General features: G+C 46.9%; 36 protein-coding genes and 1 pseudogene. 3 read left to right on the top strand and 34 right to left on the bottom strand.

The window, feature by feature from the left end:
• Window positions 1-2 precede the first annotated feature (2 nt).
• The 3 genes from L6472_RS02045 to L6472_RS02035 all read left to right on the top strand — a co-directional run bounded on the left by L6472_RS02045 (window position 3) and on the right by L6472_RS02035 (window position 2,651).
• Window positions 3-1,553 (top strand): PglZ domain-containing protein, encoded by a 1,551-nt coding sequence (locus tag L6472_RS02045; protein ID WP_237806713.1) that lies wholly within the window; start codon window positions 3-5, stop codon window positions 1,551-1,553.
• A 124-nt stretch (window positions 1,554-1,677) separates the two neighbouring features.
• Entirely contained in the window at window positions 1,678-2,103 is a 426-nt protein-coding gene (tsaE, locus tag L6472_RS02040) for a tRNA (adenosine(37)-N6)-threonylcarbamoyltransferase complex ATPase subunit type 1 TsaE (protein WP_237806711.1), read from the top strand.
• Between the two features lie 44 nt (window positions 2,104-2,147).
• On the top strand, window positions 2,148-2,651 hold the full coding sequence (locus L6472_RS02035; protein WP_237806709.1) for a M48 family metallopeptidase: 504 nt from the start codon (window positions 2,148-2,150) through the stop codon (window positions 2,649-2,651).
• A gap of 269 nt (window positions 2,652-2,920) precedes the next feature.
• Here L6472_RS02035 and rplQ read toward each other — a convergent pair whose 3' ends face one another.
• The 34 genes and pseudogenes from rplQ to L6472_RS01865 form a co-directional block, all read right to left on the bottom strand.
• On the bottom strand, window positions 2,921-3,472 hold the full coding sequence (rplQ, locus tag L6472_RS02030; protein ID WP_237806707.1) for a 50S ribosomal protein L17: 552 nt from the start codon (window positions 3,470-3,472) through the stop codon (window positions 2,921-2,923).
• Between the two features lie 47 nt (window positions 3,473-3,519).
• The gene (locus tag L6472_RS02025; protein ID WP_027448997.1) at window positions 3,520-4,512 is read right to left on the bottom strand and encodes a DNA-directed RNA polymerase subunit alpha; all 993 of its coding nucleotides are present in this window, start codon (window positions 4,510-4,512) and stop codon (window positions 3,520-3,522) included.
• A gap of 17 nt (window positions 4,513-4,529) precedes the next feature.
• The gene (rpsD, locus tag L6472_RS02020; protein WP_237806705.1) at window positions 4,530-5,138 is read right to left on the bottom strand and encodes a 30S ribosomal protein S4; all 609 of its coding nucleotides are present in this window, start codon (window positions 5,136-5,138) and stop codon (window positions 4,530-4,532) included.
• A gap of 79 nt (window positions 5,139-5,217) precedes the next feature.
• Window positions 5,218-5,607, bottom strand: coding sequence for a 30S ribosomal protein S11 (rpsK, locus tag L6472_RS02015; RefSeq protein WP_237806703.1), 390 nt, complete (start codon window positions 5,605-5,607; stop codon window positions 5,218-5,220).
• A gap of 37 nt (window positions 5,608-5,644) precedes the next feature.
• Window positions 5,645-6,025 carry a 30S ribosomal protein S13 gene (gene rpsM / locus L6472_RS02010; RefSeq protein ID WP_027448994.1) on the bottom strand — a complete coding sequence of 127 codons (381 nt, stop codon included), beginning with the start codon at window positions 6,023-6,025 and terminating at the stop codon, window positions 5,645-5,647.
• A gap of 116 nt (window positions 6,026-6,141) precedes the next feature.
• Window positions 6,142-6,258, bottom strand: a complete 117-nt coding sequence (rpmJ, locus tag L6472_RS02005) for a 50S ribosomal protein L36 (RefSeq protein ID WP_009160995.1) — start codon at window positions 6,256-6,258, stop codon at window positions 6,142-6,144.
• A 20-nt stretch (window positions 6,259-6,278) separates the two neighbouring features.
• A complete protein-coding gene (infA, locus tag L6472_RS02000; RefSeq protein WP_027448993.1) occupies window positions 6,279-6,497 on the bottom strand; it encodes a translation initiation factor IF-1 in 219 nt (72 codons plus the stop codon).
• A gap of 9 nt (window positions 6,498-6,506) precedes the next feature.
• On the bottom strand, window positions 6,507-7,307 hold the full coding sequence (gene map / locus L6472_RS01995) for a type I methionyl aminopeptidase (RefSeq protein WP_237806701.1): 801 nt from the start codon (window positions 7,305-7,307) through the stop codon (window positions 6,507-6,509).
• 4 nt (window positions 7,308-7,311) lie between these two features.
• The gene (gene secY / locus L6472_RS01990; RefSeq protein ID WP_237806699.1) at window positions 7,312-8,676 is read right to left on the bottom strand and encodes a preprotein translocase subunit SecY; all 1,365 of its coding nucleotides are present in this window, start codon (window positions 8,674-8,676) and stop codon (window positions 7,312-7,314) included.
• Between the two features lie 7 nt (window positions 8,677-8,683).
• Window positions 8,684-9,130: a 50S ribosomal protein L15 gene (rplO, locus tag L6472_RS01985; protein ID WP_027448990.1), complete on the bottom strand. Its 447-nt coding sequence runs from the start codon at window positions 9,128-9,130 to the stop codon at window positions 8,684-8,686.
• A gap of 31 nt (window positions 9,131-9,161) precedes the next feature.
• Window positions 9,162-9,338 (bottom strand): 50S ribosomal protein L30, encoded by a 177-nt coding sequence (gene rpmD, locus L6472_RS01980; RefSeq protein WP_027448989.1) that lies wholly within the window; start codon window positions 9,336-9,338, stop codon window positions 9,162-9,164.
• A 14-nt stretch (window positions 9,339-9,352) separates the two neighbouring features.
• A complete protein-coding gene (gene rpsE, locus L6472_RS01975) occupies window positions 9,353-9,865 on the bottom strand; it encodes a 30S ribosomal protein S5 (protein WP_237806697.1) in 513 nt (170 codons plus the stop codon).
• A 6-nt stretch (window positions 9,866-9,871) separates the two neighbouring features.
• Window positions 9,872-10,216 (bottom strand): 50S ribosomal protein L18, encoded by a 345-nt coding sequence (rplR, locus tag L6472_RS01970; protein ID WP_237806695.1) that lies wholly within the window; start codon window positions 10,214-10,216, stop codon window positions 9,872-9,874.
• A gap of 33 nt (window positions 10,217-10,249) precedes the next feature.
• Complete coding sequence (gene rplF, locus L6472_RS01965; RefSeq protein ID WP_237806694.1) at window positions 10,250-10,819, bottom strand: 50S ribosomal protein L6; 570 nt, start codon at window positions 10,817-10,819, stop codon at window positions 10,250-10,252.
• A gap of 14 nt (window positions 10,820-10,833) precedes the next feature.
• Entirely contained in the window at window positions 10,834-11,229 is a 396-nt protein-coding gene (gene rpsH, locus L6472_RS01960) for a 30S ribosomal protein S8 (RefSeq protein WP_027448985.1), read from the bottom strand.
• Window positions 11,230-11,370: 141 nt separating this feature from the next.
• Entirely contained in the window at window positions 11,371-11,673 is a 303-nt protein-coding gene (gene rpsN, locus L6472_RS01955) for a 30S ribosomal protein S14 (RefSeq protein ID WP_237806692.1), read from the bottom strand.
• Between the two features lie 5 nt (window positions 11,674-11,678).
• Window positions 11,679-12,233 (bottom strand): 50S ribosomal protein L5, encoded by a 555-nt coding sequence (gene rplE / locus L6472_RS01950; RefSeq protein WP_237806689.1) that lies wholly within the window; start codon window positions 12,231-12,233, stop codon window positions 11,679-11,681.
• Window positions 12,233-12,550: a 50S ribosomal protein L24 gene (gene rplX / locus L6472_RS01945; RefSeq protein WP_237806687.1), complete on the bottom strand. Its 318-nt coding sequence runs from the start codon at window positions 12,548-12,550 to the stop codon at window positions 12,233-12,235. The genes rplE and rplX overlap by 1 nt, the downstream gene beginning before the upstream one ends.
• A 20-nt stretch (window positions 12,551-12,570) precedes the next feature.
• Window positions 12,571-12,936, bottom strand: coding sequence for a 50S ribosomal protein L14 (gene rplN / locus L6472_RS01940; protein WP_027448981.1), 366 nt, complete (start codon window positions 12,934-12,936; stop codon window positions 12,571-12,573).
• 2 nt (window positions 12,937-12,938) lie between these two features.
• On the bottom strand, window positions 12,939-13,205 hold the full coding sequence (gene rpsQ, locus L6472_RS01935) for a 30S ribosomal protein S17 (RefSeq protein ID WP_237806685.1): 267 nt from the start codon (window positions 13,203-13,205) through the stop codon (window positions 12,939-12,941).
• 2 nt (window positions 13,206-13,207) lie between these two features.
• Window positions 13,208-13,402 carry a 50S ribosomal protein L29 gene (gene rpmC, locus L6472_RS01930; protein WP_027448979.1) on the bottom strand — a complete coding sequence of 65 codons (195 nt, stop codon included), beginning with the start codon at window positions 13,400-13,402 and terminating at the stop codon, window positions 13,208-13,210.
• Between the two features lie 5 nt (window positions 13,403-13,407).
• A complete protein-coding gene (gene rplP / locus L6472_RS01925; RefSeq protein WP_027448978.1) occupies window positions 13,408-13,836 on the bottom strand; it encodes a 50S ribosomal protein L16 in 429 nt (142 codons plus the stop codon).
• A 17-nt stretch (window positions 13,837-13,853) separates the two neighbouring features.
• Complete coding sequence (rpsC, locus tag L6472_RS01920; protein WP_027448977.1) at window positions 13,854-14,591, bottom strand: 30S ribosomal protein S3; 738 nt, start codon at window positions 14,589-14,591, stop codon at window positions 13,854-13,856.
• 4 nt (window positions 14,592-14,595) lie between these two features.
• Complete coding sequence (gene rplV, locus L6472_RS01915; protein WP_027448976.1) at window positions 14,596-15,003, bottom strand: 50S ribosomal protein L22; 408 nt, start codon at window positions 15,001-15,003, stop codon at window positions 14,596-14,598.
• A gap of 46 nt (window positions 15,004-15,049) precedes the next feature.
• Window positions 15,050-15,316, bottom strand: coding sequence for a 30S ribosomal protein S19 (rpsS, locus tag L6472_RS01910; RefSeq protein WP_027448975.1), 267 nt, complete (start codon window positions 15,314-15,316; stop codon window positions 15,050-15,052).
• A 22-nt stretch (window positions 15,317-15,338) separates the two neighbouring features.
• On the bottom strand, window positions 15,339-16,166 hold the full coding sequence (gene rplB, locus L6472_RS01905; protein ID WP_027448974.1) for a 50S ribosomal protein L2: 828 nt from the start codon (window positions 16,164-16,166) through the stop codon (window positions 15,339-15,341).
• A 5-nt stretch (window positions 16,167-16,171) separates the two neighbouring features.
• Entirely contained in the window at window positions 16,172-16,468 is a 297-nt protein-coding gene (gene rplW, locus L6472_RS01900; protein ID WP_027448973.1) for a 50S ribosomal protein L23, read from the bottom strand.
• Window positions 16,469-16,484: 16 nt separating this feature from the next.
• Window positions 16,485-17,114: a 50S ribosomal protein L4 gene (gene rplD, locus L6472_RS01895; protein ID WP_237806683.1), complete on the bottom strand. Its 630-nt coding sequence runs from the start codon at window positions 17,112-17,114 to the stop codon at window positions 16,485-16,487.
• 2 nt (window positions 17,115-17,116) lie between these two features.
• A complete protein-coding gene (gene rplC, locus L6472_RS01890) occupies window positions 17,117-17,731 on the bottom strand; it encodes a 50S ribosomal protein L3 (RefSeq protein WP_027448971.1) in 615 nt (204 codons plus the stop codon).
• 505 nt (window positions 17,732-18,236) lie between these two features.
• Window positions 18,237-20,252 carry a protein-disulfide reductase DsbD gene (locus L6472_RS01885; protein WP_237806681.1) on the bottom strand — a complete coding sequence of 672 codons (2,016 nt, stop codon included), beginning with the start codon at window positions 20,250-20,252 and terminating at the stop codon, window positions 18,237-18,239.
• 152 nt (window positions 20,253-20,404) lie between these two features.
• Window positions 20,405-20,710 (bottom strand): 30S ribosomal protein S10, encoded by a 306-nt coding sequence (rpsJ, locus tag L6472_RS01880; RefSeq protein WP_027448969.1) that lies wholly within the window; start codon window positions 20,708-20,710, stop codon window positions 20,405-20,407.
• A gap of 402 nt (window positions 20,711-21,112) precedes the next feature.
• Window positions 21,113-21,446: pseudogene (locus L6472_RS01875) on the bottom strand (hypothetical protein); the annotation flags it as partial.
• A gap of 11 nt (window positions 21,447-21,457) precedes the next feature.
• The gene (locus tag L6472_RS01870) at window positions 21,458-21,640 is read right to left on the bottom strand and encodes a hypothetical protein (RefSeq protein WP_237806679.1); all 183 of its coding nucleotides are present in this window, start codon (window positions 21,638-21,640) and stop codon (window positions 21,458-21,460) included.
• A gap of 11 nt (window positions 21,641-21,651) precedes the next feature.
• Window positions 21,652-25,542, bottom strand: a complete 3,891-nt coding sequence (locus L6472_RS01865; protein ID WP_237806677.1) for a leucine-rich repeat protein — start codon at window positions 25,540-25,542, stop codon at window positions 21,652-21,654.
• Between the last annotated feature and the right edge of the window lie 47 nt (window positions 25,543-25,589).

The raw sequence follows: 25,589 nt of genomic DNA, 5'->3' as shown, positions 1-25,589 counted from the left end.
ATATGACAAACGGACAATTGCTATGGGTGGATGATGAGATGGAGCTGCTGAAGGCTTATATCATCTTTCTCGAGAAAAAAGGATACGAGGTGACAACGGTGTCAAATGGTACGGATGCCATCGACTTGTGCGAGGAGCGTTCGTTCGATCTGGTGATACTGGACGAACAGATGCCTGGTCTCTCGGGATTGGAGACGCTGCAGCGCATCAAAGAGATAGCTCCCGCAACACCTGTAGTGATGGTTACCAAGAGCGAAGAGGAGAACATCATGAATCAGGCTATCGGACAGAAAATCGCTGACTACCTGATAAAACCGGTGAATCCTAACCAGATATTACTGACTCTGAAAAAGAACATTCACCGACGCGAAATTGAAACGGAGGTGACACAGAGCCAATATCAACAGCAGTTCCAACAGATTGCCATGCAGATCATGGACTGTCATACATGGAACGACTGGGTAGAGGTGTACAAACGACTGGTGCACTGGGAACTGCAACTGAGCAGCACGGACTCACAGATGTCGGAAATGCTGGCTATGCAAAAAGAAGAGGCCAACCTGGGGTTCTCGAAGTTCGTGAAGAAGAACTACATGGACTGGATAACCGACGACAAACAGGCGCCGCTAATGTCGCACCGCATCTTCAAAGAATGTGTGTTTCCTCTACTCGACCAGAAAGAGAAGGTTTTCATGGTGGTTCTCGACAACTTCCGCTATGACCAATGGCGAATGTTGGCACAGGAGATTGGCGACCAGTTCGACATTGACGAGAACGTCTATTCTTCGATACTGCCCACAGCGACGCAATATGCACGCAATGCTATCTTTAGCGGACTCATGCCCAACAAGATTGCAAAGATGTTCCCAGACCTCTGGGTGGACGAAGACGAGGAAGAGGGGAAGAACCTGAACGAGGGACCTCTGATTAAAACACAGCTGGAACGTTATCGCAGGCACGAGTCTTTCTCGTACCAGAAAATCAATACTTCGGCCGAGGCTGAGAGGTTCATGCAACAGCTGAATACATTGGACAAAAACCAACTGAACGTGGTGGTATTCAACTTTATCGACATGCTCAGTCATGCAAGAACGGAATCGAGAATGGTGCGCGAACTGGCAAACAGCGAATCGGCCTACCGCAGTATCACGTTGTCATGGTTCCGCCACTCGGTGATTGCAGATTTCTTCAGATGGCTGGCACAGACAGACTACAAAGTGATTGTGACAACCGATCACGGCAGCATACGCTGTACGAAACCGGTGAAGATCGTGGGCGACCGCAATACAAACACCAACCTGCGCTATAAACTGGGCAAGAACTTGTCGTACGACTCGAAAGAACTGTTCGTCATCAAGACACCCGAAAAGGCGCAACTGCCCTCGCCTAACTTATCGACAAGCTACGTGTTTGCCACTGGCGACTCGTTCTTTGCCTATCCAAACAACTATAATTACTATGTGTCATACTACAGAGACACATTCCAACATGGAGGCATCTCTATGGAGGAAATGATTATACCGCTCATCACGATGACAGGAAAGAAAAGATAAATACCAAATCTGGAATGATAAAATAAGCCTAGCAGAAAAGATTAAATCGTACTAGAAGATATTATCAGATCGTACTAGAAGATATTATTAGATCGTTTTAGAAGAAAAGATTAGATAGTGTAATATGGAAATAAAGATTAAGAACATTGAAGCAATTCGCAATGCTGCACGCGAATTTATCAATAACATAGGAGAACACCGCGTATTTGCCTTCTATGGCAAAATGGGAGCCGGAAAGACTACCTTTATCAAGGCTATCTGCGAAGAACTGGGCGTAGAGGATGTCATCACATCTCCTACATTTGCCATCGTCAATGAATATAGCCTTCCAAAGCCCTTGGATGGTATTGGCTGCAGCCTTTTTCACTTCGACTTCTACCGAATCAAGAAACTGGAAGAAGTTTACGATATGGGATACGAGGAATATTTCTATAGCGGCAGCTTATGCTTCATTGAATGGCCGGAATTGATTGAAGAGGTCTTGCCGGAAGATGCCGTGCGCGTCACTATCGAGGAAGAAACTGATGGCTCACGAAGTGTGAGATTCTAATAATGCAGATCGTTGTAACATACCGACGAACAAGCAGATTGTCCATGCGCATCGTCAAGAATGGCGATGTGCATGTTTCCGCTCCCCTACTCCTGTCACGCAAGAAAATAGAACAATTCATTGAAAAACACCGTGACTGGATAGAGAAAGCCCATCTAAGGAGAATAGAAACGGAGCAAAAAAGAAAACAGTTTTATGAACGACTGCCCCTAAAAAAGCGTTCAGAGCGCTCTGAAGCTGTCCAACGCTTAGATACTAAGGTAAGACCTCTATTGGCTTACCACGCCCCTAAAATGGGCGTCAATCCATCTGAAATCACATATAAAGCCACCACATCCCGATGGGGAATGTGTAATTCACGCACAAGACAGATTTGTTTCAGCCTTTACTTGCTCTTACTACCTGACTGGTGCATAGAGCATGTTGTCGTTCATGAATTAGCTCATCTAAAAGAAGCGAACCATGGTCCCCGCTTTTATGCACTCATGGACCAGCATTTCCCCATGTGGAAAGAAGCCAGAAAAACAACCGCAAAAATGGTTATCTAAACACTTCCTCCACATCCACAACACCATCTTCGACAACACCAAAAGAAACACAAAACAAATATTCCAAACAAGCGCCATTACATGTAGGTCGTGGTTACACCACGACAAATCAAACGAATGGCAACCAATCGTCAAAACAATCGGAAATAAGGACTGATCGCATAAACAGAATAGCAAACATCAGTAAGAAGCAAAAAAAAAAGAATGCCCCTATCTCGGAGATAGGAGCATTCAATATATTAACAGTATAGAACTTGCTTAATGAAGTCTTACTCTGCCTTTGCCTCTTCAGCAGCAGCCTCGGCTGCAGGAGCTTCCTCAGCCTTTGTCTCCTCAGCAACAGGAGCTTCCTCAACCTTTGCCTCCTCAGCAGCAGGAGCTTCCTGTGCAGGAGCCTCAGCCTTAGCGGCCTTACGTGAACGACGTGTGGTCTTCTTCTTGGTCTCGGTCTTTGCCATTTCGGGATCGAAATCAACAAGCTCGATGAAGCAAATCTGAGCTGCGTCACCCTGACGAGCACCCAGCTTAATGATACGAGTGTATCCACCGGGACGATCACCTACCTTCTCAGCTACCGTAGAGAAAAGCTCCTTGATAGCGTCCTTGTTCTGAAGATAGCTGAATACTACACGACGAGAATTTGTTGAATCCTCCTTAGCCTTAGTGATAAGGGGCTCAACATACTTCTTGAGGGCCTTAGCCTTTGCCACGGTCGTAGTGATTCTTTTGTGCATAATCAGCGAGATAGCCATGTTAGCAAGCATGGCACTACGGTGAGATGCAGTACGACCGAGATGATTGAATTTCTTATTATGTCTCATTGTTGTTTTTTACTTTTTATTGGGCAACAGGAACAATGCTCAACGCATTATTCTTTGTCCAGTTTATACTTGGTAATGTCGGTTCCAAACGACAGATTCAGACTCTCTAGCAAATCATCAAGCTCAGTGAGCGATTTCTTACCAAAGTTGCGGAACTTCAAGAGGTCTGTCTTGTTGTACTGTACCAGATCACCGAGTGTCTCTACATCAGCAGCCTTCAAGCAGTTGAGAGCACGAACGCTAAGGTTCATGTCAACAAGCTTAGTCTTCAGCAACTGACGCATGTGCAGTACTTCCTCATCAAACTCCTGATTAACCTCACTCTCGTTATTCTCGAGTGTGATCTTCTCATCAGAGAACAGCATGAAGTGATAGATAAGGATCTTGGCAGCCTCTTTAAGAGCCTCCTTTGGATGAATGGAACCGTCCGTCGTCACTTCGAGTACAAGCTTATCGTAGTCGGTCTTTTGCTCAACACGATAGGGCTCAACTGCAAACTTGACATTACGGATTGGGGTGTAGATAGAATCGATGGGGATTACGTTAACATCCGTACAGAACTCACGGTTCTCTTCAGAAGGAACGTAGCCACGACCTTTATTAATGGTCAAATCTATCTGCATTGAAGCTTTAGCGTCGAGATGACAAATCACCAAATCGGGATTTAACACTTCAAATCCAGTCAGATACTTGCCTATATCACCAGCCTTAAATTCAGTAGAATTCTCAACGGTGATGCTGACTTTTTCGTTCTCGAATTCTTCTACTACTTGACGGAACCTTACTTGTTTCAGGTTCAGGATAATATTGGTCACATCTTCCTTAACACCAGGAACTGACGAGAACTCATGCTCAACACCCGTGATACGGATTGTGTTGATAGCATAACCCTCGAGCGATGAAAGGAGAATGCGGCGCAAGGCATTACCTATGGTTACACCAAAGCCAGGCTCCAACGGACGGAATTCGAACTTGCCGAAACGATCGTTGGCTTCCAACATTACCACTTTATCGGGTTTTTGAAATGCTAATATCGCCATTAACTTAATGATTTTTATTAGTTCTTAGAGTACAACTCAACGATTAACTGCTCCTTAATATTCTCGGGGATGTCAGCACGCTCGGGCTTGTGAAGGAACTTACCTGCCTTCTGCTGCTCGTCCCACTCGATCCAGGGGTACTTGCTGTGGTTGAAGCCAGCCAATGCGTCAGCGATAACCTCGAGAGACTTAGCCTTCTCACGAACACCAACAACCATACCAGGCTTAACAGCAAATGAAGGAATATTAACGACTCTTCCTTCAACAACAATATGACGATGGCTAACCAACTGGCGAGCGGCAGCACGTGTAGGAGCGAGTCCCATACGGAATACCACATTATCCAGACGGCTCTCAAGATTCTGAAGCAGCACCTCACCGGTGATACCTTCAGCCTTAGCAGCCTTCTCGAACATAATGCGGAACTGACGCTCAAGTACACCATAAGTGTACTTAGCCTTCTGCTTCTCTGCCAACATGACTGCATACTCCGACTGCTTGCGGCGGCGGTTATTGCCATGCTGTCCAGGAGGGAAGTTTCTCCTAGACAAAACTTTGTCCGGTCCGTAGATGGCTTCGCCAAAACGGCGGGCAATTTTAGATTTCGGTCCAATATACTTTGCCATAATATCTTAGATAATTTTCTTAATGATAATAAATTGGTTTGACTCTGTTATCAAAAATACAAGTCAACAACCATAATAATTATACGCGACGACGCTTTGGAGGACGACAACCGTTGTGTGGCAGTGGCGTTACATCAACGATCTCCATAACCTCAATACCTGCGCCATGGATAGCACGAATAGCTGACTCGCGGCCATTACCGGGACCCTTAACATAGGCTTTAACCTTACGCAAGCCCAGGTCAAAAGCAACCTTAGCGCAATCCTCTGCGGCCATCTGAGCAGCATAAGGAGTGTTCTTCTTAGAACCGCGGAAACCCATCTTACCAGCAGATGACCAAGAGATTACCTGACCCTCGTCATTTGCCAAAGATACAATAATATTATTGAAAGAACTGTGAACATGAAGCTGACCAACTGCGGTAACCTTCACATTTCTTTTCTTTGAAGTGACTGTTTTCTTTGCCATAATTCTTTTAAACTTTAAGCTCGTTAAACTTTAAACTTTACTTCGTGGCCTTCTTCTTATTAGCAACAGTCTTCTTCTTACCCTTACGAGTACGAGCATTGTTCTTTGTGCTCTGACCGCGTACAGGAAGACCATTACGATGGCGGACTCCACGATAGCAACCAATATCCATCAGTCGCTTAATGTTCAACTGGATCTCTGAACGGAGATCACCTTCAACTTTGAATTCAGCGCCGATGATTTCACGGATTTTGGCTGCCTGGTCGTCATTCCATTCGCTGACCTTCAGGTCGCGGCTAACGCCTGCCTTATCCAATATCTTTGCTGAACTACTTCGACCTATACCGTAGATGTAGGTCAATGCGATTTCGCCACGCTTATTCTGGGGCAAATCTACTCCAACAATTCTTATTGCCATTTGTTAAATAAATGAATAAAAAAATAATGTTTAAATTTCGAAATTTGCTAAAAAGCATGCAAAGGTAAGGAAATAAAATGATATCTCCTTACTTTTTGCTGCTTCTTTAACTTTTTTTAGCCCTGACGCATCTTGTACTTAGGGTTCTTCTTGTTGATAACGAACAGACGACCCTTGCGACGTACAATCTTACAGTCTGGGGTACGCTTCTTCAACGATGCTCTTGTCTTCATATCTTTGAGTAATGATTTTATTATTTGTATCGAAACACAATTCGTCCCTTAGTCAGGTCATACGGACTCATCTCAACTTTGACTTTGTCACCAGGCAGAATACGAATGTAGTGCATACGCATCTTACCAGAGATGTGGGCGATGATCTGTACACCGTTCTCAAGTTCTACGCGGAACATTGCGTTCGAGAGGCTCTCGACAATCGTTCCGTCTTGCTCTATTGCGGATTGCTTTGCCATGCTTTGCTATTAGTAAAGTTTACCTTCAAATGTTTCTACTTCCTCGAAAGAAGAGAGAATCTCTGCTTGTCCTCGCCTGATGACGATAGTATGCTCAAAGTGTGCAGCGGGTTTTCCATCACGGGTACATACGCTCCAGCGATCGGGCAACAAGTAGATATCACGCTTTCCCATCGTGATCATCGGTTCAATGGCTATACACATTCCAGCTTTCAGCATAACGCCATTTCCGCGACGACCGTAATTAGGCACCTGGGGATCCTCATGCATCTCACGTCCGATGCCATGTCCTGTCAGCTCACGAACAACTCCATAACCTTCGGCTTCACAGTGATCTTGCACAGCACTGCCGATGTCACCGAGATGTCTGCCTGCAACTGCATTTTCGATGCCTTTATACAAGGATTCTTTAGTAACGCGAAGTAATTTCTTAACGTCATCGCTCACCTCACCGACACAAAATGTATAGCAAGAGTCGCCATTGAAACCATTAAGAAGTGTTCCGCAGTCAACAGATATAATATCTCCATCTTTCAGAACAGTCTTCGCATCAGGAACCCCGTGAACAACAACATCATTGACAGAGGTACAGATGCTGGCAGGAAACGGCCCTCCATAAGGATTAGGGAAACCCTTAAAGGTAGGTATGGCCCCATGGTCGCGAATAAATTCGTCAGCCACTTTATCCAACTGGAGGGTCGTCACACCAGGTTTTATATGTCGAGCCAATTCGCCAAGCGTCTTTCCAACGAGTTGGTTAGCCTGACGCATCAACTCTATCTCTTCTTCAGTCTTCAGAAATATCTTCATCAGCTTAGTAGGCTGCTACACCACCACGACCATGAATGCGACCTGAGTTAAGCAGGCCATCATAATGGCGCATGAGCAAATGACTTTCAATCTGCTGCAAGGTATCCAACACCACACCAACGAGGATGAGCAACGATGTGCCACCGAAGAACTGCGAGAACTCATCTTTAACATCGAGCAAGCTTGCGAATGCAGGCATGATAGCGATGAAAGCGATGAACAGAGAGCCGGGCAGTGTGATGCGCGACATGACTGTATCGATATACTCAGCAGTATCCTTACCAGGCTTAACACCAGGAATGAAACCATTGTTACGTTTCATATCCTCAGCCATCTGCGTAGGATTCAAAGTGATTGCAGTGTAGAAATACGTGAAAGCAATGATGAGAGCAGCAAATACAGTGTTATACAACCAACTGTGATGGTCAAGCATGTTGCGCATGAACCAGCTAGCATTGTCAGGGTTCGAATACTGAACCACTGCCAAGGGGATGAACATCAAAGCCTGAGCAAAGATGATAGGCATCACATTAGCTGCGAATAACTTCAAGGGGATGTACTGACGTGCACCACCATACTGCTTGTTACCGACCACGCGTTTTGCATACTGTACGGGAACTTTGCGAACACCCTGTACCAACAGGATAGAAGCGCAAACGACAGCGAGAAGAATAAGTATCTCGATAAGGAACATCACCAGACCGCCACCAGTAGCAGAAGCGAAGCGTGAACCAACTTCCTGAGCAAAGGCTCCTGGGAGACGAGCGATGATACCAATCATGATGATCATCGAGACACCATTACCAATACCCTTGTCGGTGATGCGCTCACCAAGCCAGAGGATAAACATACTACCAGCAGCCAGGATAATGGTTGCAGGAATCATAAATGCCATCCAACTGATACCATCGGTAAGAGCAGAACCAACCTGCATTCTAAGATTAATGAGGTAGCTCGGTGCCTGAAACAGCAGGATTGCTACTGTCAGGTACCGAGTGTACATACTAATCTTTTTACGACCGCTTTCGCCTTCACGCTGCATCTTTTGGAAGTAAGGTACAGCAACAGCGAGAAGCTGCATAACGATAGAAGCAGAGATGTAGGGCATGATTCCCAGAGCAAAGATAGATGCCTGAGAGAATGCACCACCCGAGAACATGTCAAGGAGAGACATCAAACCTTCTTTGGTCTGTCCACCAAGACCGCCGCCGGCTTCGTTCATGCCCTTCAGGATACCATAATTAATACCAGGGAGCACGATTTTTGAACCAAAGCGATAAATCGCTACAAAAAGCACGGTGATGAGGAGACGCTGACGGAGATCCTCAATCTTCCAAATGTTCTTAAGGGTATCTATAAACTTCTTCATCTTTAGTTTAGATTATTGTTGCGGTTCCACCTACTGCTTTGATAGCCTCTTCTGCGGTCTTAGAGAAAGCATTAGCTACGACTTCGAGCTTAGCCTTCAGCTCACCGTTGCCAAGAACCTTAACGAGTTCTTTGCCATTGGTTAGACCAGCTGCTACCAACTCGTCAACACCAATCTTGGTGAGGTTCTTCTCCTCTGCAAGTTTCTGCAGAGTAGAGAGGTTGACAGCAAAGTACTCCTTGTGGTTGATATTCTTGAAACCAGCCTTAGGAACACGACGCTGCAAAGGCATCTGACCACCTTCAAAACCAATCTTTCTCTTATAACCTGAACGAGCCTTGGCACCCTTGTGACCACGAGTAGAGGTACCACCCAGACCTGAGCCTGGACCGCGACCGATTCTACGACGTGAATGTGTAGAGCCCTCTGCAGGTTTCAATGTATTCAGTTTCATGATAGAATTCTGTTTTAATTGTTATTACTGTTTAGTCAATAACGGCCACCAGATGATGAACCTTGCGAATCATACCGCGGACAGCGGGAGTATCTTCCTTCTCGACAACCTGTGAAATCTTGCGAAGTCCAAGTGCCTCGAGAGTACGCTTCTGGTCAACGGGATAACCGATTTTACTTTTAATCTGCTTAATCTTAATTGTTGCCATAGTCTAATCTCCTTTTATCCTCTAAATACTTTTTCCATACTGATACCACGAGTACCTGCAACGGTATAAGCGTCGCGCATCTTGCTCAAAGCTTCGATGGTAGCCTTTACCAAGTTGTGAGGGTTAGAAGAACCCTTTGACTTAGCAAGCACATCCTTCACACCAACGCTCTCGAGCACAGCACGCATAGCGCCACCGGCAACAAGACCGGTACCGGCTGCAGCGGGCTTTAGGAATACCTGAGCGCCACCGAAGCGAGCTTCCATCTCGTGGGGGATGGTACCTTTCAAGACAGGTACCTTCACAAGGTTTTTCTTAGCAGACTCAACGCCCTTAGCAATGGCAGCTGTTACCTCACCTGCCTTACCGAGGCCCCAGCCAATGATGCCGTTGCCATCACCGACAACAACAATAGCTGCGAATGTAAAGGTGCGACCACCCTTAGTTACCTTAGTAACACGGTTGATGGCAACCAGTCTGTCTTTCAGTTCAATGTCACTATTTACTTTAACTTTGTTCATTGCCATAATCGTTTAGAAATTAAGTCCACCTTTACGTGCTCCATCAGCGAGAGACTTTACACGGCCATGATACAGATAACCGTTACGGTCGAAGACAACAGCCTTCACGCCGGCTTCCTGTGCCTTGGCAGCAATCATCTCACCAACCTTCTCAGCCTGCTCGATCTTAGGCATGGCCTCAAGACCCAGTGAAGAAGCAGAAGCAAGAGTTTTACCTTCCAAATCATTAATCACCTGAACGTAGATCTGCTTGTTGCTGCGGAACACGCTCATACGGGGACGCTCGGCAGTACCGATAACGTTCTTACGAATTCTATATTTAATCTTGATTCGTCTTTCTACTTTCTTTGTTGTCATAATCTTTTAAATGTTAAGCATTAATTAATAAGATTACTTAGCTGAAGCTGACTTACCCGACTTACGACGGATAACTTCACCCTTGAACAAAATACCCTTTCCTTTGTAAGGCTCAGGCTTGCGGAACGAACGAATCTTTGCGCAGATAAGACCGAGCAACTGCTTGTCGGCACTCTCCAGAACGATCTGAGGGTTCTGGTTACGCTCTGACTTGGTCTCAACCTTAACTTCCTTAGGAAGCTGAATGAAAATGGGGTGTGTATAGCCCAGCGCAAATTCAATAATGTTACCCTGGTTAGAAACACGGTAACCGACACCAACAAGCTCCATCTCCTTCTTGTAGCCCTCGCTTACACCAACAACCATGTTGTTAACGAGTGCACGATAGAGGCCATGGAAAGCCTGCTTTTGTTTGATATTCACGGGACTCTTCTCGTCGATTTCGAAGGTAACATGACCATCTTCAATCTTAACAAGAATCGACTTATCGACTTTCTGTGAAAGCTCGCCCTTAGGACCTTTAACGGTAACTACGCCGTCCTTGTCCTGTGCTACAGTAACGCCAGCGGGAATACTAATTGGCAATTTTCCTATTCTTGACATATGCTATCCTCCAATTAATAAACGTAGCAAAGAACCTCGCCACCAATTTTCTGCTGAGCGGCCTCTTTGTCTGTCATTACACCTTTAGACGTGGATAAGATTGCGATACCCAGTCCGTTAATTACTCTCGGCATGTCTTTGTAACCAGTGTACTTACGAAGACCTGGTGTTGACACGCGTTTCAAGAACTTAATGGCGTTCTCTTTTGTTACAGGGTCGTACTTCAAAGCTACCTTGATAGTACCCTGAGGGCCATCCTCGATGAACTTGTAGTTCAGGATGTAGCCTTTCTCGAAGAGGATCTTAGTAATTTCCTTCTTCAAGTTTGAAGCTGGTACTTCAACAACACGGTGATGAGCCATGATTGCGTTTCTCAACCTCGTCAGAAAATCTGCTATTGGATCTGTCATAAAAATAAATTGTTTAATTAATCGGGACTCCCCCGACAATATTAAATAAAAAAATTCTCTTCGTTAGCATGAAGGCTTTTGGCTATTGGCCATTGGCTATTAGATAACAGCCAATGCCAACAGCTTATGTCCTTAAGCCTATTACCAGCTTGCCTTCTTCACTCCAGGAATCAGACCGCTTGATGCCATCTCACGGAACTGAATACGAGAGAGACCGAACTGACGCATGTATCCTTTGGGACGACCCGTGATCTTGCAGCGGTTGTGCAGACGGATGGGGTTAGCGTTCTTGGGGATAGCCTGCAGCTTGCGAGCAGCCTCGTAAGCCTCTGCAGCATCGTCGCTAGTAGCGATGATCTTCTTCAGAGCAGCACGCTTCTCAGCATAACGAGCAACGAGCTTAGCACGCTTCACTTCGCGAGCTTTCATTGATTCTTTTGCCATATCTCTTAATCGTTTTTAGCGTTCTTGAATGGGAGACCGAAAGCCTTCAGCAGAGCATAACCCTCTTCATCGGTCTTAGCCGTTGTAACAAAGGTGATATTCATACCCTGAATACGATCTACTGAATCGATATTGATCTCGGGGAAGATAATCTGCTCCTGGATACCCAGTGTGTAGTTACCACGACCATCGAACTTGCTCTCGATACCCTTGAAGTCGCGGATACGAGGCAGAGCGATGCGAACCAAACGCTCCAGGAACTCGTACATGCGCTCACGACGCAGTGTTACCATAACGCCGATAGGCATCTTCTTACGAAGCTTGAAGTTAGCGATATCCTTCTTAGAATAGGTAGCAACGGCTTTCTGACCGCAGATGGTAGAAATCTCGTTGATAGCCACCTCAATGATCTTCTTGTCCTGAGTAGCATCTCCCAGACCCTGGTTGATGACGATCTTCTTCAGGACAGGAATCTGCATAGCAGAACTATAGTTGAACTGCTTCATCAATGCTGGTGCAATCTGCTCAGCATAGGTCTTCTTAAGTTGTGCTGTATTCATTACTTAATCTCCTCTCCTGACTTTTTGGCAACACGAATCACGTTCTTACCCTCGTGCTTGATAGCAACGCGAGTAGCCTTACCGCTCTTCGGGTCGATCAGACTTAAATTAGAAATATGGATGGGAGCCTCAATCTTCTCGAAGCCACCCTGAGGATTCTTGGCACTTGGCTTTGTGCTCTTGTTGACGAAGTTGACACCCTCAACAATAGCGCGCTGCTTCTCTACCAAGACCTTCAGCACCTTACCAGTCTTGCCCTTGTCCTCACCGGCCAGGACCATGACTGTATCGTTTTTCTTGATATGTAACTTGCTCATTACTTTTAAATCTTTTAATGTTAAAGAACCTCAGGTGCCAAAGATACGACCTTCATGTTAACTGCACGAAGCTCACGAGCTACAGGGCCGAAGATACGGCTACCGCGAAGCTCACCAGCGTTGTTCAGCAGAACACAGGCATTGTCGTCGAAACGGATGTAAGAACCATCGGGGCGACGAATTTCCTTTTTCGTGCGGACAATCAGAGCCTTAGATACTGCACCCTTTTTCACGTCACTCGTAGGGATAGCGTTCTTGATAGCAACAACGATCACATCACCTACGCTGGCATAACGGCGGCGGGTACCACCCAGCACGCGGATGCAGAGAGCCTCGCGTGCGCCGCTGTTATCAGCTACTGTAAGTCTTGATTCTGTCTGTATCATATTTACTTAGCTTTTTCAACGATTTGTACTAATCTCCAGCGCTTTGTCTTTGACAGAGGGCGGGTTTCCATAATGAGTACGGTATCACCTACCTGGCACTCATTGTTCTCATCATGTGCATGGTACTTTTTCGTCTTCTGGACGAACTTACCATAAATAGGGTGCTTCTCCTTGAACTTAGCAGCGATAACAATGGTTTTATCCATTTTGTTGCTGATAACGACACCCTGTCTTGTCTTTCTTAAATTTCTTGTTTCCATCTGGACCATTGTTATTTGTTAAGTTCTCTCTGACGGAGCTCCGTCTTCATGCGTGCGATGTCACGACGTGCAGCCTTAATCAGTGAGGGATTCTCCAGCGGAGTGACGTTGTGATTGAACTTCATCTGGTTGAACTTGGCAACCTCAGTCTCAATGCGCTCGGCCAATTCCTTGGTCTCGAGTTCCTTAATTTCCTTCGTCTTCATACTAATTAAGCGTTTTTATCGTAGTCACGTCTTACAACAAACTTGGTCTTTACGGGCAGCTTCTGGGCACCGAGACGCAGAGCCTCTTTTGCCACATCGAAGGGAACGCCCTCTACCTCGAAGAGGATACGGCCTGGTGTCACAGGTGCAACCCATCCTGCGGGATCACCCTTACCTTTACCCATTCGGACGTCAGCAGGTTTGCGAGTGATGGGTTTGTCGGGGAAGATGCGGATCCATACCTGACCTTCACGGTTCATGTAACGGTTGATAGCAACACGAGCTGCCTCAATCTGACGGCTGTCAATCCATTTAGCGTCAAGAGTCTTGATGCCGAAAGAACCGAAAGCCAATGTCGTACCTCTGTGGGCGTTGCCTTTATTGCCACGTCCGTCTTGAGGTCTTCTATATCTTACTCTCTTTGGCTGTAACATGATAGCTTCTCTTTCTTTTAACGGTTATTATTCTTCTTACCACCACGGAACTTACGGCCACCATTGTTACCGCCGTTGTTACGGCCACCTTGCTGCTTCTCCTGAGAGAAGTTAGGAGTGAGGTCAACCTTACCGTAGATTTCGCCACGGCAAATCCAAACCTTGATACCCAGCAGTCCTACCTTGGTAAGAGCTTCTGCCTGACAGAAATCGATGTCAGCACGGAAAGTGTGCAGAGGAGTACGTCCCTCTTTCAGCATCTCGCTGCGTGCGATTTCTGCGCCATTCAGACGTCCTGAGATCTGAACTTTGATACCCTCGGCACCAGCACGCATGGTGTTAGCGATAGCCTGCTTGATGGCGCGACGATAAGCAATCTTGCCCTCAATCTGGCGAGCGATGTTTGTGGCAACGATTGTGGCATCCAGTTCTGGACGCTTAACTTCGAAAATATTGATCTGAACGTCCTTGTCGAACAACTTCTTCAGTTCGTCCTTCAAGTTGTCAACGTCCTGTCCACCTTTACCAATGACGATACCCGGACGAGCCGTGCAAATAGTAATGGTAATCAGCTTCAGAGTGCGTTCGATGAAAATCTTCGAAACGCTAGCCTTAGCCAAACGCTCGTTGAGATACTTACGGATCTTCTGGTCTTCAACCAGGTTGTCTCCGAAGTCCTTACCACCGAACCAGTTTGACTCCCAACCTCTAACAATACCTAGACGGTTGCTAATTGGATTTACTTTCTGTCCCATTCTATTATTCTTTTACGTCGTTAGTTTTAGCGTCAACAAACAGAGTGACGTGGTTACTGCGCTTGCGGATGCGATAGCCGCGACCCTGAGGTGCGGGGCGCATGCGCTTCAGTGTAACACCCTCGTCAACGAAGGCGCGAGTGATGAACAGTTCGCCAGCCTCGGCCTTGCGATCGTTCTTCTGCTCCCAGTTATTAATAGCTGAGCGGAGAAGCTTCTCCACATCAGCTGCAGCAGCCTTCTTTGAGAAGCGCAGCACACCAAGTGCGCGGTTCACCTCCATGCCGCGGATCATGTCAACGACATAACGCATCTTGCGTGGAGAAGAAGGGCAGCCTTTCAGCTTTGCAAAATACTGTGTCTTAAGAGCTGCTTTTCTTTCTTCAGCCTTAATATGTTTTCTTGCTCCCATTGTAATTCTTAATTCTAATTTTTAATTCTTAATTCACCCTGGGGCATTACTTCTTATTACCGGCGTGACCACCGAAGCGACGTGTGGGTGCGAACTCACCGAGCTTGTGACCTACCATGTTCTCAGTAATGTAAACAGGGATAAATTTGTTACCGTTATGAACTGCAACAGTGTGTCCCACGAAATCGGGGGAAATCATTGATGCTCTGGCCCAAGTCTTTACGACGTTCTTCTTGCCGCTCTCATTCATAGCGAGAACTTTCTTCTCGAGAGCAACGTTGATATAAGGACCTTTCTTTAATGAACGACTCATAATTTAACTCTTGATTTCTTGTTTACTTCTTGTTAGCTCTTTCAATGATGTACTTGTTTGAAAGCTTCTTAGGTGCACGTGTCTTCAGACCCTTAGCGTACAGACCCTTACGTGAACGTGGGTGTCCACCAGACTGACGGCCTTCACCACCACCCATTGGGTGATCATGTGGGTTCATGACAACACCACGGTTGTGAGGACGACGTCCCAACCAGCGAGAGCGACCAGCCTTACCTGATGCCTCCAGCGCATGGTCAGAGTTGCCCACAGCACCTACGGTAGCCTTACAAGCAGAAAGCACCTTACGTGTCTCTCCTGAGGGGAGCTTAATCACGCAGTAGCTTCCTTCGCGAGAAGTCAACTGAGCAAAATTACCTGCCGAACGAACGAGCAGAGCACCCTGACCAGGACGGAGCTCAATGTTGTGAACCACCGTACCTACGGGGATGTTGGCGAGCGGAAGGGCGTTACCAATCTCAGGTGCAGCCTCAGCTCCAGACATCAGAGTCGTACCAACCTGCAGTCCATTAGGAGCAATAATGTAACGTTTTTCACCATCTGCATAGTAGAGCAGAGCAATGCGAGCAGAACGGTTAGGATCGTACTCGATTGTCTTTACTACAGCAGGAACACCATCTTTCTCTCGCTTGAAGTCGATCAGACGATACTTCTTCTTGTGGCCGCCACCCATGTAGCGAACGGTCATCTTACCGGTGTTGTTTCGACCACCGGTTGAACGCTTACCGTAAACGAGAGACTTCTCTGGCACGGATGCAGTAATATCCTCGAACGTGCCAATAATTTTGTGTCTTTGACCCGGAGTTACGGGCTTTAATTTACGTACTGCCATTTCTATTAATCAATATTGCTGTAAAAATCAATTTCCTCACCCTCTTTCAGAGTGACAATAGCCTTCTTGAAGGCATTCTTCTGTCCCTTCACGAGACCTGCCTTCGTGTAGCGCTGACTGCGCTTACCTGCATAACGGATTGTGTTTACATCCTCAACCGTTACGTTGTACATTGCCTCGACTTCCTTCTTAATCTCAAGCTTGTTAGCCTCAGGACGTACAACGAAACCATAGCGGTTAGGCTGCTTCTCCGTGATCTTGGTCATCTTCTCAGTGACCAGTGGTTTTACGATAAATGCCATATCTGTTGTATCCTTTTTACTTGTTTAAGATTCCGTCGATAGTCTCAAGTGATTTCTCTGTAATCACCAGTACATCTGCGTTCAGCACCTTATAGGTATTAACCTTTGAAGCCTCGAGAACCTCGGCCTTCTGCAGGTTGCGAGCTGACAGATATACATTCTTATTAGCCTCGGGCAGAACGAAGAGCAACTTCTTGCCATCCACCTTCAGGTTCTTTGCAATGTTTACCATCTCCTTGGTCTTGGGAGCCTCGAAATCGAAGTCCTCAACGACAACAATTGCATTCTCCTGAGCTTTGTAAGTCAGAGCAGACTTACGAGCAAGTGCCTTCACTTTCTTGTTCAGCTTGAAGCCGTAGTCACGAGGTGTGGGACCAAACACACGGGCGCCACCACGCAACAGAGGTGAGTTGATATCACCATGACGAGCACCGCCGCCGCCCTTCTGACGACCGAGCTTGCGGGTAGAACCGCTGATCTCGCTGCGCTCCTTTGACTTAGCGTTGCCCTGGCGCTGGTTGGCCATGTACTGCTTTACGTCCAGATAGATGACGTGATCGTTAGGCTCAACTGCGAAGATGGCGTCATTCAGAACCACCTTTCTTCCGGTCTCCTGACCGTTGATATTCAATACACTAACTTCCATCTTTACTTCTCAATTAATACAGTTGAACCATTGCAACCAGCGCAGCTACCCTTCACGAGGAGGAGGTTGTGCTCCGGAATCACCTTTAACACTTTCAAGTTCTGAGTTGTCACACGATCACATCCCATGTGGCCACCCATGCGCATACCCTTGAATACCTTTGCGGGGTAAGAACAAGCACCGATAGAACCTGGCTTACGCAGACGGTCGTCCTGACCGTGAGTGCTCTGACCTACACCACCGAAACCATGACGTTTAACAACGCCTTGGAATCCTTTACCTTTTGATGTACCTACAACATCTACGAACTCTGCATCTGCGAAAAGCTCTACGGTGAGTGTGTCACCTAAGTTGTAGTCCTCATCAAACTTGAACTCGGCCAAGTGGGCCTTTGGTGTTGTGCCGGCCTTCTTGAAGACGCCCATCATCGCTTTGGTGGTGTTCTTCTCTTTCTTTTCACCGAATGCGAGCTGAACGGCCTTGTAGCCATCCTTCTCTACGGTCTTGACCTGTGTCACAACGCAAGGACCAGCTTCGATAACAGTGCACGGTACATTCTTACCGTCGGCACTGAAAACGGATGTCATTCCGATTTTTCTTCCTAATAATCCTGGCATTTCAGTTTTAAAATTTTAAATAAATGAGTTATAAATAAGTTTTGTTACTATCTTTTCAAAGCATCATCTTGCGGCTGCCATCTTTATATACACACAAAAAGGATGCAGCCCACAACCTCCTTTACCAAAGGTTAAACTGCTCTTTTTCAGTGTATTGATAGCTTTTAGCCAGCGCAACGACCACTTTTTGCGGGTGCAAAGGTACAATAATTAAATGGAACTTCATATACTCAGCACCCTCAAAACTCAAACTTTTATGAAAGTTTAACTATTCAACACTGCATTCCTGCGAGACATCACTAACAGGCAGATCATCGCACCATACGTTCTGTCATCGTTGAATACCATCTTGAACAGGCTCCTATCCACGACAACAGGGGGGGGGCACATCGTGAAGTGTAACCGTCGCGGTGGATGGTTGAGGTCATAGACTTAGGCACTGCTATAATAAAAAGGGAAAAAGGCAAGGTGATCCCTGCCTTTTAATATTCGGCCCAAATAAGCATCAGTTGCCCTTGCGATAGTTCTCCAGACCGCCATCCAAGAACTTCAGATAGGCGGTCACATCTTCGTCGTAGGCGCGGCTGCCACTGAGGGGCTGAGCCGTCACCGGATCAAGGATGACATAGTAGGGCTGCGCATTGGCACCAAACTTATGGCTCTGCAGATAGCTCCACTTGGCACCGACAGTGTGCAAGGTCTTAGTGCGCCCCTGCTCATCGGTAACGACCATGGGCTCTGCCAATGGCGTCTTATCGTCAACAAAGAGAGAGATGAGGATATAGTCATTGGTGAGCTTGTCTGCTACACGCGGGTCGGTCCACACGGCTGCCTCCATCTTACGACAGTTGACACACCCGAAGCCTGTGAAATCGAGGAAGACGGGTTTGCCTTGCTGGCGGGCCGCAGCCATACCTGCTTCATAATCGGTGTACTTAGCTTCTACCACTTTATTGTTCAGATTGAAGTCTTGTGTATTGACAGGTGGTGCAAAAGCACTGACGGCCTTACAGGGCGCACCCCACAAGCCAGGAATCATGTAAATGGCGAAAGCGAACGAGACGAGTCCACCCATGATGCAAACTACAGGCATCGGTTTATTCAGATCGCCACCCACCTCGTCTTCCTGGAATTTAAGCCAGCCACAGAGGTAGGCACCCAACAAGCCGAAGATGACAATCCAAAGTGAGAGGAACACCTCGCGATCGAGGATATGCCAGCCGTAAGCCAGATCGGCAACAGACAAAAACTTCAAAGCGAAGGCTAGCTCTACAAAACCTAAGACCACCTTCAACGTGGTCATCCACGAACCTGAACGAGGAGCCTGTTTCAGCCATGTGGGGAAGAGGGCAAACAGCGTGAAGGGCAGGGCCAATGCAAAGGCAAAGCCAAACATGCCTAAGGCCGGAGCCAACCAGTTGCCACTGGTCGTGGTCTCTACGAGCAGCAAGCCAATGATGGGGGCGGTGCACGAGAAGGATACCAACACCAGAGTGAATGCCATCAGGAAGATGGACAGCAAGCCACTGGTCTCTGATGCCTTGGAATCAACCTTGTCGGCCCACGATCCTGGCAACTTAATTTCGAACCATCCGAAGAAAGACAGGGCAAACACCACCAACAACAGAAACAAGAACACATTGAACACCGCATTCGTTGACATGGCATTGAGTGTATCGCTGCCAAAGAATGCGGTCACCAAGAGCCCCATGCCGAGATAAATGACAATGATGCTCAGACCATAGGTAATGGCATCGCGAACACCTTTCTTCTTGTCGGTCTTGGCGCGTTTCAGGAAAAACGACACCGTCATGGGAATGATGGGCCAGATGCAAGGCATCAAGACTGCCAGCAACCCACCAACAAAACCCATCAACAAGATATAGAACAGCGAGGATGGTGTCTCACTCGTGCCATCGCTCAGGGGCGATGATGGTGCCCAGAGTGCAGAAAGGACAGAATCTGCCGGGGCAGCAACGATGGTATCGGCCTGCGCCTCGACAGTTGCGACGATAGAATCGAGTGTCCCACTCTGCTCTGCATTTTCGACTGGCTGAGCAGCTAACGTCACGTTGCCGCTTTTTTTGAACTCAACCTGTGAAGGAGGCATACACATTTCATCGTTGCACGAACCATATTCCAAATAGCAATCAATGACATATTGTGGCTTCGTGAAACGTACTTTCTGCACAAAAGTGGCTTTCGTCTCGAAGAAGCGTAGCTCCATATCGAACATCTTATCATATTGCTTGATGACTTGACCTCGTGGAGTCAGTTTTCCAACTTTCTCTACGCCTTCCAACTTGACAGCATTGAACGTAGCCGAAACAGGACCATCGTCACCCAAATCAGTTGAATACACATGCCAACCTGGATCGATGGTTGCCGAGAAGATAATCTCAGCCTGGTCGTTAGCGAGCATTTTAAGTTGTGATGTAAAGTGCACAGGATTCACCATCTGCCCCCATACATTTGTTGAAAAGAAAACTGCCAACAGACCGATAAGATAGATTTTTTTCATTTTACAAAGTAAATAATCTGTAAATAGTTTCAAATTGGCTGCAAAGTTAGCAAAAAAGAAACAAAATGAAACAAAAAGACTATTTAATAAAACTAAAAAAGCGATGCATCACGTCAGAAGCATCGCTTATACTATAGATTGAGATTAAGAAACTACACCTTGATCTCAACTTCAACACCGCTGGGAAGCTCAAGCTTCATCAGAGCATCAACAGTCTTGGCTGTAGAGCTATAGATGTCAATCAGACGCTTGTAGTCTGACAACTGGAACTGCTCACGAGACTTCTTGTTAACGAAGGTAGAGCGGTTAACGGTGAAGATACGCTTGTGTGTGGGAAGGGGAATTGGACCACTAATGATTGCACCAGTAGCCTTTACAGCCTTCACAATCTTTTCTGCTGACTTATCTACGAGTTTGTGGTCGTAGCTCTTCAGCTTGATACGAATTTTTTGACTCATTGTCTTTTAATTTGTTAATCTTTTAATTTTTAAACTTTCACCGCCTGCCGCTAAAGAGTCATTTGCTCAACGGCAGACTGATTTCGGGTTGCAAAGGTACACATTTTTTCCGAGTCCGCCAAACTTTTACGCCTTTTTATGCCGAACAAGGAGCATTATAGTGCTAAATAATACTAAAAGACAGGCCACACCAGCGCTTTATAATAAGATTATAATTTTCTTTGCATAAAACCTAAAATCCGCAACTAATAGTGATGCTGACTAATTTTGTAGTTTGCTTCTCCATCTAACGATAGTCTTGCCAGTACAGACGTGATTATGCATGGGTCATGCCCAGTTTCCCCTTACCCCGTCAAGCATTACAGGGGCTTTATGCTGCCGTTAACCCGCGAATTCGGTTTCTTAGCCGTCAGTGAATGCAAAAGGGTTCTGATATGATTTGTTGTCCGTGTAGATATTCAGCTGATAGTGCCTTTCCGTTCTTATCCACTTGGCTGGCACGCTGATGCGCTCGGCTATGCCGCTTTGCTTGCAAAGAACTTGAACACGAAGGCTTTGATGCGGCTTGTTTTCTTCAGTCCGAAGGCTTTTGTGTCCAGCCTGCCCATAAGGAACTTGTAGAAGTTCTTGCTATGGAAAGCGGCATAGCCGAGCGACGTATGAACGCCGTCAGCAGCAGGAACACGGTGTTCTCTGCCATGAAGGACTTAGGCAGCCTTGCCCAGCCGAAGCCATTAATCACAGTCCTCAGTCTTCGTCCCAGAAATTGTTACGACGACTTAAACCTGTATCAACCTCGGTATCAGGATCAATTCCTCCTCCATTTTCTGTTTCTCCTTCTAGTAAATAGGAGCCTGCCAGCAGGGGAACTGCCTTGATAAGCAGTTCCCTTGTGACGGGTTGTTGATATGTTTTCTTCATCTGTTTCATACCTTTTAAAGTTATTTTATCACGACCTTCTTACCATTCTTAATATAGAGGCCACGTCCAGCCTTCTCTACGCGTTGTCCCTTCAGGTTATAGAGATGCTCATTGCTGTTGGTGAACAGTTCGAAATCGCTGATATTAGTGGTTCCATCATCCTCGAAAGCAATGCTGATAGCACGAGCTTCCTCTAAACCTGACATAAACGAGGTAGGCACCTGCAGGTAAGCCTTTTGGGCTCCAAGCGTTGCCGTCGCCGAGGGAGCGCAGAATTTATATTCGCCGTCCACCTTGTTGAGCAGGAAGTTGCTCATGTCGCCAGAAGTCTTGGCAATCGAGCTTGCAGTGAGGTTTGCTTTGAGCATATTCACATAGTAGGCCTGCGAAGTGCTATATGGAATCTTATAGGTGACACCAGCCTCACCCTTCAGATAGAGACCCGTGCCAGCAGGAATGTCATAGACACGTACCAGAAGTACCTGAGATTCTTCCTTGTTATAGCTATAACCAGCGGCGATGTAAGCCTTCAGTCCACTGCCGGTGAAGTTCAGGTCTTGAGCGCAGCTGAAGGTTCCCACGCCCTGAGCCAGAGTAATGAACTCCTTCGTAGCGTTGAAGGTAGCTACAACAACCACGTTGCCAGTAACATTCTGGATAGTGTACTGGTTGTTGACTACCTGTGCCGTCACATCGACATTGTTAACAGTCAGTGTGTTCAGCGTACGATCTTCGTCAGCGGCAATGGTAATCACCACATCGTCACCATACTTAGGATTCATATTGTCGGCACTAACGCCAGTACCCGTGATGCTCACGGTATAAGTCTTCACCGTCCAGTTGGCTGTCACGGTGATGTTCTCAGCAGGCATCGTTGCGGGCAATGCGGGAGTCCATCCAGCGAAGTCGTAACCAGTCTTTGTAGGTTCGGCAGGAGGTATCACGGTGCTACCGTAGTCCTGAGTGATAACATCTACCGCCGAACCGCCATTGCTGTCGAAGGTAATGGTGTACTGATTCACCTGCCATGTAGCGGTGTAGGCCAGGTGACCTGTGCTGCCCTGAGAAATGGTGACAGTCATCATTGCACCGCCCTCGCCATTCTGTTTCCAACCCTTAAAGGTGTAACCCGTCTTGGTGGGGTTGTTCAGCGTGAAGGTCTCGGTCTCGATGGTGTAAGTCGTGGGATTAGCAGGAGTAGCCGTACCGCCATCCATCATGTACACAATATTATATACAGTAGGTGTCCATGTGGCGGTATATGCCAAGTGGCCTGTGCTGCCCTGAGTGATGGTGACAGTCATCATAGCCTCGCCCACACCATTCAGCTTCCAGCCTGCGAAGTCGTAACCAGCCTTCGTCGGGTTGTTCAGCGTGAAGGTCTCGGTCTCGATGGTGTAGGTGGCGGGGTTAGTGGCCGTGCCACCGTCGAGGGTGTAGGCGATTTCATATACAATCGGCGTCCATGTGGCTGTGTATGCCAAGTGGCCTGTGCTGCCCTGAGCGATAGTGACAGTCATCATAGCCTCGCCTACGCCATTGAGCTTCCAGCCTGCAAAATCGTAGCCAGTCTTCGTTGGGTTGTTCAGCGTGAAGGTCTCGGTCTCGATGGTGTAAGTCGTGGGGTTATCAGGAGTAGCCGTACCGCCATCCATCGTGTACACAATATTATATGTAATAGGTGTCCATGTGGCGGTATAGCTGCGGTTTCCTGTTGAACCTGCAGCAATGGTTACTGTTGTTGTGGCAGCATCCAACCCTGTACCCGTCCATCCTGTAAAAGTATATCCTTCACGAGTGGGGTTATTAAGGGTAATAGCAGTGCTCTCAATGGTATACGTAGCGGGGTTGGCGCTAGCCACAGAACCGCCTGCCAAGTCATAGCCGATGGTGTAGTTGATAGCTGTAAAGCCTGCCACTACCGTCTGGTCAGCTGACAAATCTTCTACGGTATAGCTATTGTCCGTTAATGCGGCAGCCTCACCATTTACAGTAAAGGTCGATGCTTCATAACCAGTAGCAAGTGTCACTGTGAACACGGCATCTTCACCACGGTCGATGAGAGTTGTCTCCTCCTCACCGTTGGTGGAACTGATATCAGCGACTGCCAGTGTACCATGATCCGAACCTGTGATTCTAACTACGAAGCTGGAGAAGTCCATGTTAGCGAACTCCTTCCAATTAGTGGCTGCCTCGTAGGCTTCCTTCGTACCGCCAGGAACCCACAGCGTGGCGTTGGTATATGTGTATTCAGAGAAGGTCGTAGCGTTCAGGGTTACAGGTGTCAGCCAAGGAACCTTCACACTGGACAACGTCACTCCGGAGAACAAATAGTTGGGAATGACAGTCACCTGCGGACCGAACTCCACACTGGTAGCATTTTCAAGAAGTGGATAATTCACATCTTCTCCTGTCAGAGTCAGGTTACGCCCAATGTAGATGGTGGTGGCTGGGTTCCATAAAGGACGCTCACTGTAAGTTCCTGCCAAGGACAAAGGAGTCTCGCTATCCTCAATGGTGATGCTGGTCATGTTGTCGCAGTATTGAAATGCAAAATCTCCGATGCTCGTCACTGAGGCAGGAATACTGATGCTGGTTAAACCAGTATAATGAAACGCTGCTGAGCCAATGGTTGTCAGTGTTGAAGGCAGAGTGACGGATTTCAGTTTACCACAATTCTTGAAAGCATTTGCGCCGATACTTGTGACGTTGCTGCCCATTGTCACCACCAAATTCTCTACGCCCTGATGGGTTTCGTCATCCCAATAGGTTCCACAACCATAGAAAGCATACTCACCGATGGTTGTCACACCACTGCCGATGGTGAGGTTTTCAAGTTTGGAATTCTCAGAGAATAAATAAGGATTAATGGTCGTCACTTTTGGGCCAAGCTCCACACTGGTAGCTTCAGAAAGAAGTGGATAATTCACATCATCTCCTGTCAGAGTCAGGTTACGCCCAATGTAGATGGTGGTGGCTGGGTTCCATAAAGGACGCTCACTGTAAGTTCCTGCCAAAGACAAAGGAGTCTCGCTATCCTCAATGGTGATGCTGGTCATGTTGTCGCAGCTTTGAAATGCAAGATCTCCGATGCTCGTCACTGAGGCAGGAATACTGATGCTGGTTAAACCTGTGAGATAAAATGCCTCGTTGCCAATGGTTGTCAGTGTTGAAGGCAGAGTGACGGATTTTAGTTTACTACATTCCTCGAAAGCATATGCACCGATGGTTGTAACATTGCTGCCCATTGTCACCACCAAATTCTCTACGCCCTGATGGGTTTCGTCATCCCAATAGGTTCCACAACGATTAAAAGCATACTCACCGATGGTTGTCACACCACTGCCGATGGTGAGGTTTTCAAGTTTGGAATTCTCAGAGAATAAATAAGGATTAATGGTCGTCACTTTTGGGCCAAGCTCCACACTGGTAGCTTCATAAAGAAGTGGAAAATCTACATAATCTCCTGTCAGAGTCAGGTTGCGACCAAGGTAGATTATACTGGCATTATTCCAGAAAGGACGCTCACCGTAAGTTCCTGCCAAAGACAAAGGAGCCTCGCTATCCTCAATGGTGATACTGGTTATGCTGCCGCAGGCTTGGAAAGCAGCGTCACCGACGCTCGTCACTGAGGCAGGAATGGTGACGCTAGTGATTCCTGTTTCATAGAAACCGCCGGCTCCAACTGAAGTCACCGCGTAGGTCACAGCCTCGTGGGTCACGCTCGACGGGATTTCCAGTGCGCCAGTGAGGGTAGCCTCATCGGCTTTTGCTATAGAAACCTTATGGTTAGCTTCGTCTGTCACCGTATATTTAAAGTTACCTACGGTGAACATAGTTGGTTCTTGTTCTTGTGCCCATCCGGCTATTGCCGTGAGAACGAACAGGAATGAAAATAGTAGTCTTTTCATAATCTCTTTTTTATTTATTGGTATGAATATTTTGTGCAAATATAGCA

The organism is Prevotella sp. E13-17, assembly GCF_022024035.1.
Classification (GTDB): domain Bacteria; phylum Bacteroidota; class Bacteroidia; order Bacteroidales; family Bacteroidaceae; genus Prevotella.
Note: the sequence above shows the minus strand (reverse complement) of the source record. Positions and strands in the feature narration are given on the sequence as shown.